Annotated in this window: 18 protein-coding genes; 6 read left to right on the top strand and 12 right to left on the bottom strand. The window is 71.6% G+C overall.

The window, feature by feature from the left end; genetic code table 11:
- Positions 1-39 precede the first annotated feature (39 nt).
- A complete protein-coding gene (locus tag O7601_RS14200; protein ID WP_281566918.1) occupies positions 40-1,263 on the bottom strand; it encodes a TRAM domain-containing protein in 1,224 nt (407 codons plus the stop codon).
- Positions 1,264-1,286: 23 nt separating this feature from the next.
- Positions 1,287-3,350 carry an APC family permease gene (locus O7601_RS14195; RefSeq protein WP_281566603.1) on the bottom strand — a complete coding sequence of 688 codons (2,064 nt, stop codon included), beginning with the start codon at positions 3,348-3,350 and terminating at the stop codon, positions 1,287-1,289.
- Positions 3,351-3,502: 152 nt separating this feature from the next.
- On the opposite strand from O7601_RS14195, the gene O7601_RS14190 reads away from it, so the two are divergent.
- The gene (locus tag O7601_RS14190; protein ID WP_281566602.1) at positions 3,503-4,165 is read left to right on the top strand and encodes a TrkA family potassium uptake protein; all 663 of its coding nucleotides are present in this window, start codon (positions 3,503-3,505) and stop codon (positions 4,163-4,165) included.
- Positions 4,166-4,167: 2 nt separating this feature from the next.
- Positions 4,168-4,857 carry a TrkA family potassium uptake protein gene (locus tag O7601_RS14185; protein ID WP_269739231.1) on the top strand — a complete coding sequence of 230 codons (690 nt, stop codon included), beginning with the start codon at positions 4,168-4,170 and terminating at the stop codon, positions 4,855-4,857.
- A 68-nt stretch (positions 4,858-4,925) separates the two neighbouring features.
- On the opposite strand, the gene O7601_RS14180 is transcribed toward O7601_RS14185, so the two are convergent.
- The 4 genes from O7601_RS14180 to dut form a co-directional block, all read right to left on the bottom strand.
- Entirely contained in the window at positions 4,926-5,648 is a 723-nt protein-coding gene (locus O7601_RS14180) for a DUF3159 domain-containing protein (RefSeq protein WP_093410351.1), read from the bottom strand.
- A gap of 31 nt (positions 5,649-5,679) precedes the next feature.
- Positions 5,680-6,060 carry an OB-fold nucleic acid binding domain-containing protein gene (locus O7601_RS14175; protein ID WP_093410348.1) on the bottom strand — a complete coding sequence of 127 codons (381 nt, stop codon included), beginning with the start codon at positions 6,058-6,060 and terminating at the stop codon, positions 5,680-5,682.
- Positions 6,061-6,233: 173 nt separating this feature from the next.
- Positions 6,234-6,920 (bottom strand): DUF3710 domain-containing protein, encoded by a 687-nt coding sequence (locus O7601_RS14170; protein WP_281566601.1) that lies wholly within the window; start codon positions 6,918-6,920, stop codon positions 6,234-6,236.
- Positions 6,917-7,447: a dUTP diphosphatase gene (gene dut / locus O7601_RS14165; RefSeq protein ID WP_281566600.1), complete on the bottom strand. Its 531-nt coding sequence runs from the start codon at positions 7,445-7,447 to the stop codon at positions 6,917-6,919. Before dut ends, O7601_RS14170 begins: the two co-directional genes overlap by 4 nt.
- A gap of 85 nt (positions 7,448-7,532) precedes the next feature.
- On the opposite strand from dut, the gene O7601_RS14160 reads away from it, so the two are divergent.
- Positions 7,533-8,024 (top strand): DUF3093 domain-containing protein, encoded by a 492-nt coding sequence (locus tag O7601_RS14160; protein ID WP_281566599.1) that lies wholly within the window; start codon positions 7,533-7,535, stop codon positions 8,022-8,024.
- A gap of 51 nt (positions 8,025-8,075) precedes the next feature.
- Here O7601_RS14160 and O7601_RS14155 read toward each other — a convergent pair whose 3' ends face one another.
- Positions 8,076-8,870: a hypothetical protein gene (locus O7601_RS14155; protein ID WP_281566598.1), complete on the bottom strand. Its 795-nt coding sequence runs from the start codon at positions 8,868-8,870 to the stop codon at positions 8,076-8,078.
- Between the two features lie 143 nt (positions 8,871-9,013).
- The gene (locus O7601_RS14150) at positions 9,014-9,310 is read right to left on the bottom strand and encodes a DUF4193 domain-containing protein (protein ID WP_007075406.1); all 297 of its coding nucleotides are present in this window, start codon (positions 9,308-9,310) and stop codon (positions 9,014-9,016) included.
- Between the two features lie 428 nt (positions 9,311-9,738).
- Here O7601_RS14150 and O7601_RS14145 point away from each other — a divergent pair, with 428 nt between their 5' ends.
- Positions 9,739-10,254, top strand: coding sequence for a LytR C-terminal domain-containing protein (locus tag O7601_RS14145; protein ID WP_281566597.1), 516 nt, complete (start codon positions 9,739-9,741; stop codon positions 10,252-10,254).
- Between the two features lie 124 nt (positions 10,255-10,378).
- Here O7601_RS14145 and O7601_RS14140 read toward each other — a convergent pair whose 3' ends face one another.
- Positions 10,379-11,200 carry an inositol monophosphatase family protein gene (locus O7601_RS14140; protein WP_281566596.1) on the bottom strand — a complete coding sequence of 274 codons (822 nt, stop codon included), beginning with the start codon at positions 11,198-11,200 and terminating at the stop codon, positions 10,379-10,381.
- 287 nt (positions 11,201-11,487) lie between these two features.
- Here O7601_RS14140 and O7601_RS14135 point away from each other — a divergent pair, with 287 nt between their 5' ends.
- Both O7601_RS14135 and O7601_RS14130 read left to right on the top strand, forming a co-directional pair.
- Positions 11,488-13,089: an RNA polymerase sigma factor gene (locus O7601_RS14135; RefSeq protein ID WP_281566595.1), complete on the top strand. Its 1,602-nt coding sequence runs from the start codon at positions 11,488-11,490 to the stop codon at positions 13,087-13,089.
- A gap of 244 nt (positions 13,090-13,333) precedes the next feature.
- A complete protein-coding gene (locus tag O7601_RS14130; RefSeq protein ID WP_093410327.1) occupies positions 13,334-13,567 on the top strand; it encodes a hypothetical protein in 234 nt (77 codons plus the stop codon).
- Positions 13,568-13,783: 216 nt separating this feature from the next.
- Here the strand turns inward: O7601_RS14130 and O7601_RS14125 are convergent, their stop codons facing one another.
- From O7601_RS14125 to O7601_RS14115, 3 genes are all read right to left on the bottom strand, one after another.
- Positions 13,784-15,514, bottom strand: coding sequence for a DEAD/DEAH box helicase (locus tag O7601_RS14125; protein WP_281566594.1), 1,731 nt, complete (start codon positions 15,512-15,514; stop codon positions 13,784-13,786).
- A 193-nt stretch (positions 15,515-15,707) separates the two neighbouring features.
- A complete protein-coding gene (locus tag O7601_RS14120) occupies positions 15,708-16,361 on the bottom strand; it encodes a trimeric intracellular cation channel family protein (protein ID WP_281566593.1) in 654 nt (217 codons plus the stop codon).
- Between the two features lie 39 nt (positions 16,362-16,400).
- Positions 16,401-16,619: a DUF3039 domain-containing protein gene (locus tag O7601_RS14115; RefSeq protein ID WP_093410319.1), complete on the bottom strand. Its 219-nt coding sequence runs from the start codon at positions 16,617-16,619 to the stop codon at positions 16,401-16,403.
- Positions 16,620-16,622: the final 3 nt, after the last annotated feature.

Here is a 16,622-nt window from a genome sequence, read left to right as displayed (position 1 = left end):
GCAGCCCGGGCGCGGCGACCATCGGGACTGAGCGCCTGGTCAGTCCCGCACCAGCAGCCCGACCAGCTCCACGTGCCGGGTCATCGGAAACAGGTCGTACCCGCGCAACGCCGCCAGTCGCCACCCCAACTCGGCGAAGACCCGTACGTCCCGGGCGAACGCGGCGGGATCACAGGCGACGTACGTCACCGCGCGCGGCCCGGCGGCCACCACGTCGCGTACCACCCGCGCGCCGGCCCCCGTCCGGGGCGGATCGAGCACCACCACGTCGACCGGGCCGGTGATGCGGCGACGGGCCAGAGCGGTCTCCACCCGGGCCGCCACCACCTCGACGGTGGGCAGGTCGCGCAGGTTCTCCCGGGCCGCCGCGACGCCGTCACCGGCCGCCTCGACCAGGGTGACCCGCCCGGTTTCGCCCACCCGACCGGCAAGCGCGGCAGCGAACAGGCCGGCGCCACCGTAGAGATCCCAGGCCCGCTCCCCCGGCCGGGGGGCTGCCAGCTCCAGCACCGCGTCGACCAGGGCGTCCGCGGCGGCGGGGTGCACCTGCCAGAACGACGGGGCGGGCAGCACCCACTCGCGGCCGGCGGCCCGCTCCCGGATCCGTTCCGGGCCGCTGACCCGGCGACCGACCCCGGCCGCCACGGCGGTCACGGCCACGTCCCCGCCGGTGCTGGCGACGGTCTCCACCGCCTCGGCGTCCGGCCAGCTCACCCCGGCGGCGGTGAGCACCGGCAGCTCCTGGATCGCCGGATGGGCGATCAGACAGCGGTCGACCGGCACCACCTCGTGGGAGCGGTGCTTGAGCAGCCCGGCACGACCCGCCGCGTCGACCGCGTAGCGGACCCGGGACCGCCAGCCGAGCGGACCGCCCGGCAACGCCGTCACCCGCAGGTCCAGCTCGTCACACCGGGCCTCGTCCAGCCCGCCGAGGCGGACGAGCTGCTCGCGGACCACCGCCTCCTTCCAGCGCAGCTGGGCGTCGGGGGCGACGTGTTGCAGGTCGCATCCGCCGCAGCGCCCCGGTCGCGCGTACGGGCAGGGCGGGTCGACCCGCTCCGGTGCCGCCTCCAGCACGGTGACCGCGTCGGCCCGGACGAAACCGCGGTGCACCTCGGTCACCTCTGCCAACACCCGCTCGCCCGGCAGGGCGTGCCGGACGAAGACCACCTGGCCGTCCACCCGGGCCACGCAGTGTCCACCGGGGGCGACCGCCGCCACGGTCAGTTCGACCCGCTCGGCCTCCTCCAACCCGCTCGTCACGCCGAGCCCGACGACCCGCTCGCTCACCGGGGTTCCCCGTCCGACGGTTCGCGTTCCGGGCCCGGCGGCGGAGCAGACGGGGGCAGGGTGGCACCGCGCGCCGCCCGGGGACCACGGACCGGCCCACGGCCGAGCGTGGCGTCCATCCGGTCCAGGTCCTTGCCGGCCGTCGAGGCGAGCTGCCACGGCACGCTGGTCACCATCACCCCGGGCTCGAACAGCAGCCGGCCCTTGAGCCGCAGCGCGCTCTGGTTGTGCAACAGGTTCTCCCACCAGCGACCCACGACGTACTCGGGGATGAAGACGGTGACCACGTCGCGCGGCGACTCCCGGCGTACCCCGGCCACGTAGTTCAGGATCGGGCGGGTGATCTCCCGATACGGCGAGTCGATCACGGTCAGTGGGATCGGCACCTCCCGCCGGTCCCAGTCGGCCTGCAACTGGCGGGTGTCGTGGTCGTCTACGTTGACGGTCACCGCGGTGAGGGTGTCCGGCCGGGTGGCCTGCGCGTACGCCACCGCCCGCAGGGTGGGCTGGTGCAACTTGCTGACCAGCACGATCGCGTGGTTGCGGGCCGGCAGTACCGGCCGTCCGTCGTCCGGGGCCAGTTCGACCGCCACCCGGTTGTAGTGCCGGCGGATGGCCAGCATCAGTACGTAGATCAGGCCCATCGCGACGATGGCGATCCAGGCGCCGAGCAGGAACTTGGTGATCAACACGATCACCAGCACCGCGCCGGTCATCGCCATGCCGAAGGTGTTGATCGCCCGGGACCGGAGCATTCGGCTGCGCACCTGCGGGTCGCGCTCGTTGCGCAGCAGCCGGTTCCAGTGCCGGATCATCCCGGCCTGGGAGAGGGTGAACGAGACGAAGACGCCCACGATGTAGAGCTGGATGAGCTTGGTCACCTCGGCCTGGAAGCCGATGATCAACAGGATCGCGAAACCGGCCAGGAAGAGGATCCCGTTGGAGAAGGCGAGCCGGTCGCCCCGGGTGTGCAGTTGCCGGGGCAGGTAGCGGTCCTGGGCGAGGATCGAGCCGAGCACCGGGAAGCCGGTGAAGGCCGTGTTGGCGGCGACGAACAGGATCGTGGCGGTCACCCCGACGACCAGGAACAGCAGCACCGAGCCCGGCCCGAAGATCGTCTCACCGAGTTGCGCGGTGACCGTTTTCTGCACGTACCCCTCGGGTCCGGAAACGACCTGCAGGGCCGGGTTCTCGACGAACTGCAGCCCGGTGAGCCGGGCCAGCCAGACGATGCCGACCAGCATGGTCACCGCGACCAGGCCCAGCATCAGCAGCGTGGTGGCGGCGTTGCGGCTCTTCGGCGCCTTGAACGCCGGCACGCCGTTGGAGATCGCTTCCACGCCGGTCAGCGCGGCGCAGCCGGAGGAGAAGCTGCGCAGCAGCAGGAACGCCATCGCCCAGCCGGTGGTGTCGTGCCACTCTGCGGCGATGACCAGGTCGGCGCTGGGGGCGCGCAGGTCCTCGCCGAGTACGACGATCCGGACCAACCCGGTAAGGATCATGCCGACAATAACGATCATGAAACCGTACGTGGGGATGGCGAACGCGCTGCCCGCCTCCCTGATCCCGCGCAGGTTGACCGCGGTCAACAGCACCACGGCGGTGACCGCGATGAGCACCTTGTGGGTCGCCACGAAGGGGATCACCGAGCCGAGGTTGGCCACCCCGGAGGAGACCGACACCGCGACGGTCAGCACGTAGTCGACAAGCAGCGCGCTGGCCACCCCCACCCCGGCACGCGGGCCGAGGTTCACGGTGGCCACCTCGTAGTCGCCGCCGCCCGACGGGTAGGCGTGCACGTTCTGCCGGTAGCTGGCCACCACGGTCAGCATGACCACGACCACGCCGAGGGCGACCCACGGCGAGAACACGAACGCCGAGGCACCCGCGATGGAGAGCATCAGCAGGATCTCGTCCGGCGCGTACGCCACGCTCGACAGCGCGTCCGAGGCGAAGACGGGCAGGGCGATGCGCTTCGGCAGGAGGGTGTGCTTGAGCCGGTCGGACCGGAACGGCCGGCCGACGAGCAGCCGCTTCAGCAGGGAGGTGGATCGGGCCACAACGGCCAAGCGTACGACCACCGACAACGGGCACGTGGGGTGGCCGGGTACGGGCGGATCTGGAGCGGGAGTACCGTCGGTCCCCGTCCGCGGTCCCGACGTGGCAGGCTCGCAGGCGACGAGGCGCAGCGGTACGCACCGTGGGAGGCAGCGTGCATGTCGTGATCATGGGTTGTGGCCGGGTCGGGTCGACCCTGGCTCACAACCTGGAGGCCCGGGGGCACTCGGTCGCGGTCATCGACCAGGACGCCGACGCCTTCCGCCGGCTGCGGCCCGACTTCGCCGGTGTCACGGTCACCGGTGCCGGCTTCGACGGCGACGTGCTGCGCCAGGCCGGCATCGAACGGGCCGACGCCTTCGCCGCCGTCTCCAGCGGCGACAACTCCAACATCATCTCGGCCCGGTTGGCCCGCGAGACCTTCGGCGTGGTGCGGGTTGCGGCCCGCATCTACGACCAGCGCCGCGCGCAGGTCTACGAACGGCTGGGCATCCCCACCGTGGCCACCGTCCGGTGGACGGCCGACCGGATGCTGCGGCACCTGCTGCCCGAAGGCAACGTGGAGATCTTCCGTGATCCCACCAGCACCGTCTCGATCGTCGAGGTGCCGGTGCACAAGGACTGGATCGGCCGCCCGGTGCGGGCCCTGGAGCAGGCGACCGGCGCCCGCGTGGCGTACCTGATCCGCTTCGGCATCGGCACGCTGCCCACCGCGTCCAGCGTCGTGCAGGAGGGTGACCAGATTTTCATGCTGGTCACCGACGACCTGGTGGCGACGGTCACATCGGCGGCGGCGACGCCGGAAGGGGGTCAGTGATCATGCGGGTCGCCATCGCCGGTGCCGGCAACGTGGGCCGCTCCATCGCCCAGGAGCTGATCGAGAACGGCCACCAGGTGATGCTCATCGAGCGGCAGCCCCGGATGCTGCGGCCGGCCCGGGTGCCGGATGCGGAGTGGGTGCTGGCCGACGCCTGCGAGCTGGCCAGCCTGGAGGAGGCGGAGCTGGCCGGCTGCGACGTGGTGGTCGCGGCCACCGGCGACGACAAGGTCAACCTCGTGGTCTCGCTGCTGGCCAAGACCGAGTTCGCGGTGCCCCGGGTGGTCGCCCGGGTCAACCGGGCCGAGAACGAGTGGCTGTTCACCGAGCAGTGGGGCGTGGACGTGGCGGTCAGCAAGCCACGGGTGATGGCCGCGCTGGTCGAGGAGGCGGTGACCGTCGGCGACCTGGTCCGCCTGATGACGTTTCGGCAGGGCGAGGCCAACCTGGTCGAGATCACCTTGCCGCCGACCGCGCCCTACGTGGGGCACCCGCTGCGTGAGGTGCCACTGCCCCGGGACTCCGCGCTGGTGGCGATCCTGCGCGGCAAGCGCGTCCTGGTGCCCAGCCCGGACGACCCACTGGAGGCCGGCGACGAGTTGGTCTTCGTCTGTACCGCCGAGGTGGAAGACGCCGTACGGGCGGTGGTGCTCGGCCCGGACAGCGTCGAGCGCACCCGGGAATCACGCTGATGCCCAAGCTGTGAGCGCAGGGTCCGCCGCGCCGCCAACCCGTTGCGGTACTGCTGCCTGGCGGGCATTCAGCTCGGCAGCGGCTCCGTCCGGTGCTCGCGGGTCACCCGCCGCACCGTCCAGACCGTGATCAGCAACAGCAGCACATAGGGCGGGTAGCCCAGCGCGAGCCGTGCCACCCCGAGGGCGGTCTCCATGTCGGCGGCGGCGGCCTCGTCGCCGAGCTGGTCGAACCGGCGGGCCGCCAGGTAGATGCCGGCCTGCACGCCGACCTTGGCCAGCCAGACCACTCCCCACAGCACGGTCAGCCGGGTGAAGGTGCGGACCAGCAGGGGATCGTCACGCCACTGCGAGCTGCCCTTGGCCACCAGCACCGACCAGATCCAGCCGACCAGCGGTTGGCGGATCACTGCCGACAACAGCAGAGCCAGGCCGTAGCCGATGCCGTAGAGGATCCCCGGCAGGTAGAAGTCGCGCGCATCGCCGGTACGCCAGGCGATGGCGGCACCGATCCCGATGCCGAACAGTCCGTTGACCGCGTGCCGCACCGGCCGGCGCTGAGCCAGCCGCAGCCCGCCGATCAGCACCGCCACCGCCACCGAGGCGATCACGGCCGGCCGCAGGTCGGTGACGATGTTGGCGATCACGAAGACCACCACCGGAATGCTGGACTCGGCCAGCCCTCGCCAGCCGCCGAGCTGGTCGGCCATCTGCTCGGCGACGGTGGGCAGCCGCTCCTCGTCCGCCGGCCCGGTCTCCGGCTGGGTCGCCGGGTGTTGTCCGGTCGTCATCGCCCGCTGTCCATCCGCAACGCCCGCAGGTTCACTTTGACGGCTCCAGCTCGTAGTACGGGTTGTAGATCACCTTGCGGTCGTCGCGCACCGCGACCCGCCCGCGGGCCGTCAGGTGCCGCCCCGGCTCGATGCCGACGATGTGCCGCCGCCCGAGCCAGACCAGGGTCACGACGTCACTGCCGTCGTAGAGATCCGCCTCCAGCGCCGGCAGGTTGGTGCGCGGGGTGTAGACGACGGTACGCAGTCGGCCGCTTACCGAGACCACCTGCCCCCGCCCGCACTGCAACACCGGCACCGCGCCACAGCGGGCGCTCTCCCGCTGCAACTGCTGCGCCTCGATCTCGGCCTCGCTCGCGGTCAGCCGTCGCAACATCCGCCGCAGCGAACCCCGACCCTCGTCGGTGGTCATCAGCTCCGCGTCATCCTCTCCACGCCGGCCGGCTGGCGCCGGAAGCCACCGCCGCCGGGCGACCGCCGGCACGGCACCCGTCAGCGTACGCCGGAACGGCCCCTCCCGGCGCGACGGAAGCGCTCGTTCGGCCGCGCCGGCACCCGCGCCGGTGCCAGGCCGCCGTTGGCCGGTCAGCGGCTTCCGGACGCCGACGCGGCGTCAGCCTGTCCGGTGGCCGAATCGCCCGCCGCGGCCTGCTCGCCCGCCTCGCGTGGCAACCGCAGCGGCAGCGGCTCACGTACCGGCTTGGCCTCCACCCCTCGGTCGACGACCAACCCGTCCAAGCAGGTGGCCAGCGGGCCGGCGGCGGTCGGGTCGGTGGCCGCCGCGCCCTGGTAGACCGCACGGACCATCCAGCGCGGGCCGTCGACGCCGACGAACCGCAGATCGGTCAGCCCGTCCTCGGTGCGTACCCGGGCGTGCAACTCCGTGCCGTACTCACCGGTGACCTCCTGAGCGGCGGCACCGTCGGCGAACAGCGACTGGCGGATCTCCTCGCGCACCTCGTCCCAGATCCCCTCGGACCGCGGGGCGGCGAAGACACCGAGTTGCAGGGCGCTCTGGCCGTGCACCAGCACGATCTGCTGGACCACCCCCTGCTGGTCGGCCTGCACCCGTACCTCGACCTCGGGCACCGCCGGGATCTGCAGGCTGCCCAGGTCGAGCCGCTGCACCCCGGCCGGAGCCTCGGTGACGTCGTACGGCCCGCGCGCCGGCTCGGCCGGGGTCGAGGGGACGTCCTCGACGGTCTCGGGCATGTTGGTGGCCCGCTCGTCAAGGGCGTGCCGTCCCGCGGCCCGCTTTCGGGAGAAGATCACTGCGTCCAACCTCCGCTGTTCGCACTCACGGTGCCATCGTTTCCGTTCGCGCCGTCCATGGCCGGCGGCGGTACCAGCCCGGCGTGCCCGCCGGTGGAGCCGTGCCCACCGGTCCCGCGTCCGGACGCGGGCAGCTCGGCCACCGGCTGGAAGACCGCCCGTTCCACCCGCTGCACAACCAGCTGCGCGATCCGGTCGCCCCGGGAGATCTTCACCGACGCGACCCGATCATGGTTGATCAGGTTGACCAGGATCTCGCCCCGGTAGCCGGCGTCGACCGTACCGGGCGCGTTGAGCACCGTCACGCCGAGTCTGGCGGCGAGCCCCGATCGTGGATGGACCAGGCCCACGTATCCCTCGGGGAGGGCGATCGCCACGCCGGTCGGCACCAACGCCCGACCGCCGGGAGGCAGCTCCACGTCGGCAGCCGCCACCAGGTCGGCCCCGGCGTCACCGGGATGGGCGTACGTCGGCATCGGCAGCTCGGGATCGAGCCGCCGGACCGGCACGGGCACCACGTCGGTCACGATGTCCCTCTTTCGTCCGTTCCGCTGGGGTGACCCTGTCATCCTGCCCGGTACCCGGGGGCCGCCGCGCCGTACCCTGGCACGAGTGAGCCAGTCACCGTCACCCTCGTCAGTCTCGGCGCCCCCGGCGTACGCCGAGCGTCTGCGGTTGCCCTGGTGGTTGTGGTTCGCCGGGCTCGCGGCCGCCGGCCTGCTCGCGGTGGAGGTGTGGATGGGCGCGGCCGGTGTGCGCGCCTGGCTGCCCTTCGCGCTGCTGCTGCCGGCCGCCGTCGCCGGGCTGGCCTGGTTGGGCCGGATCCGGGTCGCGGTGGCCGACGGGGAGCTGCGGGTCGACGACGCCCGGCTGCCCGTCCGGTTCGTCGCCGACGCCGTCGCGCTGGATGCCGAGGGTCGCCGTGAGGTGCTCGGTGTCGGCGCCGATCCGCTGGCGTTCGTCGTCCAGCGCCCGTGGGTGCCCGGTGCCGTCCAGGTGGTCCTGAACGATCCGGACGACCCTACGCCGTTCTGGGTGATCAGTTCGCGACACCCGGTGGAACTGGCCGAAGCCCTGCTGGCCGCGCGGGACGCGGCACGCTGATCCGACCAGGTCTGACCGACGGCGCTTCCGCCGACAGCGCCCGGTCGACGATCAGGACGAGCCGGGCAGGGCCGGCGGCGCGGGCGGCGTGCCGGGCAGGACACGCCGTTGCCGGCGCAGGTCGCCGCGGAGCTGTTCGGCCAACGTCCGGGTGGCTCGCCGGTTCAGGTAGCTCGCCACCGCGGCTCCGGTCAGGAAGGGGCCCAGCGTGGTGAGGTTGCGGCCGAACCGCTTGAGCAGGGTGTCCCGCAGCTCGTTCCGGGCGGCCGTGCCCAGCACGGCGCCCACGCCGACGCCCGGCACCATCGGGTTGACGCCACGCTGGCTGGCCCAGGCCTGCACCAACGCGATCGTCCGTTCGGTGCCGCCGGCCGGCAGCGGTACGCCGTAGACCTCGTGCAACTCGCCGGTCAACTTCAGCTCCACCGCCACCACCGCGACCGTCTCGGCGGCGAGCAGTACCGGGGCGGACAGCAGGGTCGGGGTCACCGTCCACTGCACCGCCGAGGCTCCGCCGCCGGCAGCACCGACCCCCGCGGTGGCCCGCGACGCGTTGCGGACCAGCCGGTCGGCCAGTTCCTCGTCGGTCAGCCCGGGGAAATGCCGACGGAGGGTGGCCAGGTCCCGGACAGGCACGTGCGGGGCGATCTCCGCCACCGTGTCCACCATCCAGCGCAGCGCGGCCCTCGGCTTGAACAGGTCGCCGACCCCACGGGCCCGAGCCTGCCCGACCAGGCGGGTGAGCAGTTGACGCCGCTTCGCCGGCTCGATCTCGTCGGCGGTAAGTGCCGCCACGGTCTTCCCCAGCTCGTCCGGATCCTCGGCACGCTCGGAGTGCTCGCTCATGACCGCACCACGGCACCGAGCCGGCCGATTCGCTCGCTCATGGCTACCGAGTCAACCAGGTTGTGCGGCGTGGCGCTCGCCGAGCCGGGCGGCGGCGACTCCACTCGGGAGTCGCCGCCCTGGTCGTGGTCGTCGCCCTGCGATCAGACGCACTCACGGCAGATCAGCTCGCCGTTGCGTTCCACCGCCAGTTGGCTGCGGTGGTGCACCAGGAAGCAGCGGGCGCAGCGGAACTCGTCCTGCTGCATCGGTAGCACCTTGACCGTCAGTTCCTCGTCGGCAAGGTCGGCGCCGGGCAACTCGAAGCTCTCAGCCACTTCGGCCTCGTCGACGTCCACGGCGCCCGACTGCGAGTCGACGCGCCGGGCCTTGAGCTCTTCCAGGCTGTCCTCGCCGAGATCGACCTCGTCGCGGCGCGGGGCGTCGTAGTCGGTGGCCATCGGTTTCACTCTCCCATTTCGATGTTGTCGCTTCCGGTTGTAACGCCGGACGACGCTGTTTCGGTTCCGCTGGCCGGCCACCGCTTGTGTCGGCCACCTGACCCGACGACCGCTCGGACCAGACCGCCAGAGGATCTCCCCGGCGAGCGCGGAACCCTACCCCCCCTTTGGGCGAGGCATGTATACCGCCCTCGTGGCTGAGATGTACGCCCCTGCACGGGAAGTTGTTCCCAATGTGACTCAGGCGACACGAAGATAGGGGTAGTACTACCCCGTTCTCCGGTGGCGCGCCGGCATGTCGGACTGTTTCCACGCGACGGTCGGACACCCGTTAACCTCAGCGGCGTACCCGACGGCCGACGAACGGCCCGATCGCCGGCCGCTGCCACCCACCGATGCCCGGGAGTTCCCTGATGAGCTTTGCGCGAGTGCGAGCACTCGTTGTCGTCGGCCTGCTGGCGGTGATCGCCCTGGTCTTCGTGGTCATGGCCCTGGTCAGGGACACCCAGAGTAACGCCGGCGCCGGCGAGGGCTGCCCGGACGACTGGCCGCGCGCCGACGTCACCCTCCGCGACCGCATGAACGTCAAGATCAACGTGCTCAACGGTACGGACCGACCCGGCCTGGCCGCCGACGTCGGGGGCGACTTCCGCAACCGCGACTTCCAGGTGCAGAAGGAAGCCACCCAGAAGAAGAAGATCGACGACGTGGCGGTGCTGCGTTACGGCCCGAAGGGGGTCGGCTCGGCGCACCTGCTGCGGGCGTACTTCCTCGGCGACGCCGAGCTGGAGTACAACCCCAAGCGCGAGGACGACATCGTCGACGTGGTGCTGGGCGGCAACTTCCAGCAGCTGGCCACCACGACCGAGGTCAACCAGTCGTTGGGCGACCTCGGCGCCCCGGTGGCACCGCCCGGCTCCTGCCCGGTAGTGGTCGACAACTGACCGTCGGCCCGCTGTCGGCCGACGGCGGGCCACCAGTGCGGCCCCGGACCGACTGCTGACGGGCCGCGGACGGCGTCCCGCCTCGCGGGTCCCGCCTCGGCCGCCGAGCGGGTACCAGGCCGCCTCAGGGGCCGCCGGAGGCGTCCAACGCGGCCAGGTGGTCGTGCAACGCGTCAAACAGGGTCGGCGGCGCGGCGAGGACCATCTCCGGCCCGGGAGCCAGCCCCTTGAGCCCGCCAACCCGCAGGCCGGCCTCGGTTGCCACCAGCGCGCCGGCGGCTTGGTCCCAGGCCGCCAGGCCCTTCTCGTAGAAGGCGTCAGCCCGCCCCTCGGCGACCAGGCAGAGATCGACGGCAGCGGCGCCGAGGCGGCGGATGTCGCGTACGTGCGGGATCAGTTCGGCCAGCACCCGGGCCTGGTGCACCCGACGCGCGGCGTCATAGCCGAAGCCGGTGATCACCAGCGCCTGACCGAGCTCGGTCTCGGTGGAGCACTGCAACCGCCGGCCCTCGCGCCAGGCGCCCCCGCCGACTGTCGCAGTCCACTCCTCGCCGGTGTGGACGTTGCGCACCACACCCGCCACCACCTCGCCGTCCACCTCGGCGGCGATCGACACGCCGCAGTGCGTCAGGCCGTACAGGTAGTTGACCGTGCCGTCGATCGGGTCGACGATCCACCGCACCCGGGGGCGGGGGCCGTCGCCATTCGCCGCGGCGCCGTACTCCTCGCCCAGCACGGCGTCGTCCGGCCTCAGCCGGCGCAGCTCGGCGGTGATCTGGCGCTCCACGGCCCGGTCGGCTGCGGTCACCACGTCGGTGACGGTGCTCTTGGTCGCCGCCACCGAGACGCCCTCGGTGCGCATCCGGTACGCGGTGGCCGCAGCGCCCCGGGCCACCTCGATCGCGATCTCCAGCAGCTGCGGTGGCGGTGGCGCCGAGCGCTCCATGTCCGTCCCCTTCCCGCACGGCCAGGTATCCGGCGTCCGCGCAGGTATCATCCTTACAAAGTCCAAAAGCGCACCGAATCGGCGGTCCCGGCCGCCGATCAGCCGTGCGGCGCAGGATGATCGCCGCAGACGGCGTTACAATTCACCCCTGCCCACGCGCCACGGGCCGCCCGACAACCGGCCGGCACGGGACACGGGGGTTCCTCAACCACATCGCCCGGCGCGGTGCCCCACGCTGCGTCGGACGAACCCGGCCGTGCTCGCTCTTCGCCTCCGGAAGGTCATTCGTGACAGAACCCCGCCAGACCGGCGCCGACGTTCGCTCGCTCACCGACACCCTGATCGCCCACGCGCAGAGCGCTGGCGGCCAGCTCACGTCGGCCCAGCTCGCGCGCACCGTCGAGTCCGCCGAGGTGACTCCGGCCCAGGCCAAGAAGATCCTGCGGGCGCTCTCCGAGGCCGGGGTGACCGTCGTGGTCGACGGCTCGGCCAGCACCCGCCGACGGGTCGCCGCCGCCCGGTCCGCCACCCCCGCCTCCCGGGCCACCACCGCCAAGACCACCAAGAAGGCGGCGGCGCCCGCCCCGAAGCAGGCGCCTGCGGCCGAGGAGGCACCGGCGCCGGCGCCGCGGAAGGCGACCTCGCGCAAGGCCCCCGGCACCACTGCGGGAGTGGCCGCCAAGGCCGCCGCCCCGGCCAAGAAGTCCACCCGGGCCACCAAGGCCACCGTGGCGGCTGCGGCGGGTGCGGCGAAACCAGCCAAGGGTGCCGAGGGCGAGGCCGCCGAGGGCGAGGTCAATCCCGAGGAACTCGCCGCCGAGATCGAGGACGTCGTGGTCGAGGAGCCGGCGGAGCTGGCCCAGGCCGCCGCGACCGACGCGGCGAACTCCGCCACCGACAACGACTTCGAGTGGGACGACGAGGAGTCCGAGGCGCTCAAGCAGGCGCGTCGGGACGCCGAGCTGACCGCCTCGGCGGACTCGGTCCGGGCGTACCTCAAACAGATCGGCAAGGTTCCGCTGCTCAACGCCGAGCAGGAGGTGGAGCTGGCCAAACGGATCGAGGCCGGGCTCTACGCCGCGGAGCGTCTGCGGGCCGCCGACGAGGGCGAGGAGAAGCTCGCCCGGGACATGCAGCGCGACCTGCTGTGGATCTCCCGGGACGGCGAGCGGGCCAAGAACCACCTCCTGGAGGCGAACCTCCGCCTGGTCGTTTCGCTGGCCAAGCGGTACACGGGCCGGGGCATGGCCTTCCTCGACCTCATCCAGGAAGGCAACCTCGGCCTCATCCGCGCCGTCGAGAAGTTCGACTACACCAAGGGCTACAAGTTCTCCACCTACGCCACCTGGTGGATCCGACAGGCCATCACCCGCGCCATGGCCGACCAGGCCCGCACCATCCGCATCCCGGTCCACATGGTCGAGGTGATCAACAAGCTGGGTCGGATCCAGCGCGAGCTGCTCCAGGATCTGGGCCGCGAGCCCACTCCGGAGGAGTTGGCCAAGGAGATGGATATCACACCGGAGAAGGTGCTGGAGATCCAGCAATACGCCCGGGAGCCCATCTCGCTCGACCAGACCATCGGCGACGAGGGCGACAGCCAGCTCGGTGACTTCATCGAGGACTCGGAGGCGGTGGTCGCCGTCGACGCGGTCTCGTTCTCCCTGCTTCAGGACCAGCTCCAGCAGGTGCTGCAGACGTTGTCCGAGCGTGAGGCGGGTGTGGTACGCCTGCGGTTCGGGCTCACCGACGGCCAGCCGCGTACTCTGGACGAGATCGGCCAGGTCTACGGAGTGACTCGCGAGCGGATCCGGCAGATCGAGTCCAAGACGATGTCCAAGCTACGGCACCCCTCCCGTTCCCAGGTGCTCCGCGACTACCTCGACTGATCAGCATCCGTCAACTGATCGTGCCGTTTTGACCACCTGGCGTACAACGTCGGATGGTGATCAGGTGGTTGCACGAATGTGATCGTTGACGTGGCACCCTGGGTGCACGGCACACTATCCGTGCCAGGTGTGACCTCGGTCCCCCGCGGGCACACAGGGAAGGCGAGGCCCGACAAGGGTGTTGCACGATAGGTGACCAAGACCGAAGAGAGTGTTCATCGGTGACGACCAGAGGAGGAAGGCGATGACCCCGACCCTCACGCCGCCGCCCGAGACGGTGAGCCCCCCGGCCGCCGATGAACGGTGCGACCGCTGCAATGCCGCCGGCAAGCTCCGGATCACCCTGGCGGGTGGCAGTGAACTGGTGTTCTGTGGGCACCACGCCAACAAGTACGCCGAGGATCTCGTCAAGATCACCGTACGGTATGCGACGGACCCGGAGTTCACCTGGCGCGGCGCTGACCTGATGGCCAACTGAGGGCCCAGCAACCCGACAAAGCCGGCCGGAGACATCTTGAGGATGTCTCCGGCCGGCTTTTCGCACACCCGAACCAACCCCCCACCCCACCCCCACCCCCACCCGGCCCAACCCCCCACCTTCAGGCCGATCATGAAGTTATTGCCCCGGCAAGCGCTTACCCACCGCAACAACTTCATGATCAACCCGACGGGGACGGTGGGAGGCAGGGATCGGTCAGAGGGTTTGCACGGTGGCTATGCGTTCTTCCAGTTGCTCGATGGTGGCCTGGGCGCTGGGAGGGCCGCCGCAGATCCGGCGCAGCTCGGCGTGGATCTTTCCGTGGGGCTGGCCGGTGCGGTGGTGCTGGGCGGCGACCAGGGCGTTGAGCTGGCGACGCAGGGCCACCCGGCGCTGTGCGGCGCTCATCGGTGCCGGCGGAGCGGACGCGGGCGCTGCGGATTGCGTCGTCCGCTCGGTCGCCCGGCGTCGCTGGGCGGCGAGCTGATCGGCCTGCCGCTTGGCGAGCAACGACGCCACCTGTTCCGAGGTGAGCAGCCCGGGCAGGCCCAGATACTCCTCCTCCTCGGGGGTGCCGGCCTGAGCCGCCGTACCGAACGAGGCACCGTCGAAGATCACCTGATCAAGCTCGGCGGTGGCGGACAACGCGGCGAAACGCTTCTCCAGTTCACCACTGGCCTGCTCATCACGCTGGGCCCGGTCCAGCAACTCGTCGTCGAAGCCCTCGCGGTCCTTGGGCTTGCCGAGCACGTGGTCCCGCTCGGCCTCCATCTCGCTGGCCAGCCCGAGCAGGTGCGGCACGCTGGGCAGGAAGACCGACGCGGTCTCCCCGGGGCGTCGGGCCCGGACGAACCGCCCGATCGCCTGCGCGAAGTACAGCGGGGTGCTGGCACTTGTCGCGTACACCCCGACGGCCAGCCGGGGGATGTCGACGCCTTCGGACACCATCCGCACCGCGACCAGCCACCGTTGCTCGGACGCCGCGAACGTCGCGATCCGGGCCGAAGCACCCACATCGTCGGAGAGTACGACGGCCGCCCGCTCCCCCGTGACCTGCTCGATGAGCTTGGCGTACGAGCGGGCCGCCTGTTGGTCACTGGCGATGACGAGGCCGCCCGCGTCGGGCATGCCCGCCTCCCGCAGCACGGTCAGCCGGGCATCGGCCGCCCGCAGCACCTGAGGCATCCAGTCGCCGGCCGGATCCAGGGCGGTGCGCCACGCCTGCGCGATGAGATCCTGCGTCATCGGCTCGCCCAGCCGGGCCGCCAGTTCCTCCCCGGCGTTGGTCCGCCACCGGGTCTCCCCCGAGTACGCCAGGAACAGCACCGGCCGCACCACGCCGTCGCGCAGCGCATCGCTGTAGCCGTAGACCGAGTCGGCCCGGGAACGCAGCAGGCCGTCGCCACCCCGTTCGTAGCTGACGAACGGGATCGGGTTGTCGTCGGACCGGAAGGGCGTACCGGTCAGCATCAGCCGGCGCACTGCGGGCTCGAAAGCCGCCTTCACCCCGTCACCCCAGGTACGCGAGTCACCGGCGTGGTGGATCTCGTCGAGAATGACCAGGGTCCGGCGGGTCATGGTGCGCCGTCGGTGCACCTGGGGTGCCATCCCGACCTGCGCGTAGGTCACCACAGCGCCGTGAAAGTCCGCCGCGGAGTGCAGGTCGGCGTTGCGGAACGCGGCATCCAGTTGGATGCCCACCCGGGCCGCCGCCTCCGCCCACTGCGTCTTCAGGTGCTCGGTCGGCGCGACCACGGTGACCGCCTCCACGCTGCCGTCGGCGAGCAGTTCGGCGGCGATCCGCAGGGCGAAGGTGGTCTTTCCGGCCCCCGGGGTGGCGACCGCGGTGAAGTCGTCGGCCCGGCGGCGCAGGTACTCCACCAGAGCCTTGCGCTGCCAGGAGCGCAGGGGCGGGAACGTCTCGAGCGGCGGCGTCCGGACTGCCACGCGTTCGCTCCTCTCCGGCCACGGGATGTCCCGGCCGCAGGCCGGCGGACCCGGGCCGAGGGGCACGGCGGTCGCCCCACGAAAATGCCTCCGCGCAGCCGAGCCGCGAAGGCCGACTCAGCATAACCAGCAGCCGCCGGGCTGCCCACGCGACGCCACTCCCGTCACCGGGGTGCCGTTCGCCACTGCCTGCTCACTGCGGCGGTGGCCCCGGCAGACCGGTTCGCGGTGGTCGGACCGTCGCCACCGGCGCCGACCAGCGGCGACGCAGGGCCACCAGGCGTACGCCGAAGACCAGCACGACGGCGGCGGTGAGCGGGATCGGCCCGGTGTGGCCGAGGCCGTGAAGGAGCACCACCACGATCGAACCGACGAGCGACGCGACGGCGTAGATCTCCCGCCGCAGTACCACCGGTATCTCGCCGGTGAGCAGGTCGCGGACGAGACCGCCACCGATCGCGGTGATCATGCCGATCAGGCAGGCGCCGACCGCCGGGACCTGGGCGTCGAGGGCCTTGAGGGTGCCGGCGACGGTGAACAGGCCGAGCCCGGCAGCGTCCAGCACCAGGACGGTGGTGCGCAGCCGGGCGAACTGTGGATGCAGCCAGAAGATCGCCGCGGCGGTCACGGCGGCGGTGCCCGCGTAGCGCCAGTCGGCGAAGGCCAGCGGCGGTACCTCGTCGATGACCAGGTCTCGGACTATCCCGCCGCCGAGGGCGGCGACGAAGCCGACGAAGACCACTCCGAAGAGGTCGAGCCGCTTGGCCACCGCCGCAGAGGCCCCTGAGGCGGCGAAGACCGCGACCCCGGCCAGGTCAGCCAGGAGAAGGGCGGTGGAGGTGGTCACCGCCGCAGGTTACGCGGGCCGCCGCGCGGGCCGCGGGTGTCACTCGCGGTACGAGTCGTAGATCTCCTTGCACTTCGGGCAGACCGGCGAACCCGGTTTCGGCGTCTTCGTCACCGGGAAGGTCTCCCCGCACAGCGCCACGACGAAGGTGCCCATGACGGCACTTTCGGCGATCTTTTCCTTCCGGACGTAGTGGAACATCTCCGGACCGGTGTCGGCGTCCTTCAGCTCGGGACGCTCAAGAATCTGTGTACTCACGTC

Source organism: Verrucosispora sp. WMMD573 (genome assembly GCF_027497175.1).
GTDB lineage: Bacteria > Actinomycetota > Actinomycetes > Mycobacteriales > Micromonosporaceae > Micromonospora.
This window is presented reverse-complemented; position numbering and strand designations above follow the sequence as displayed.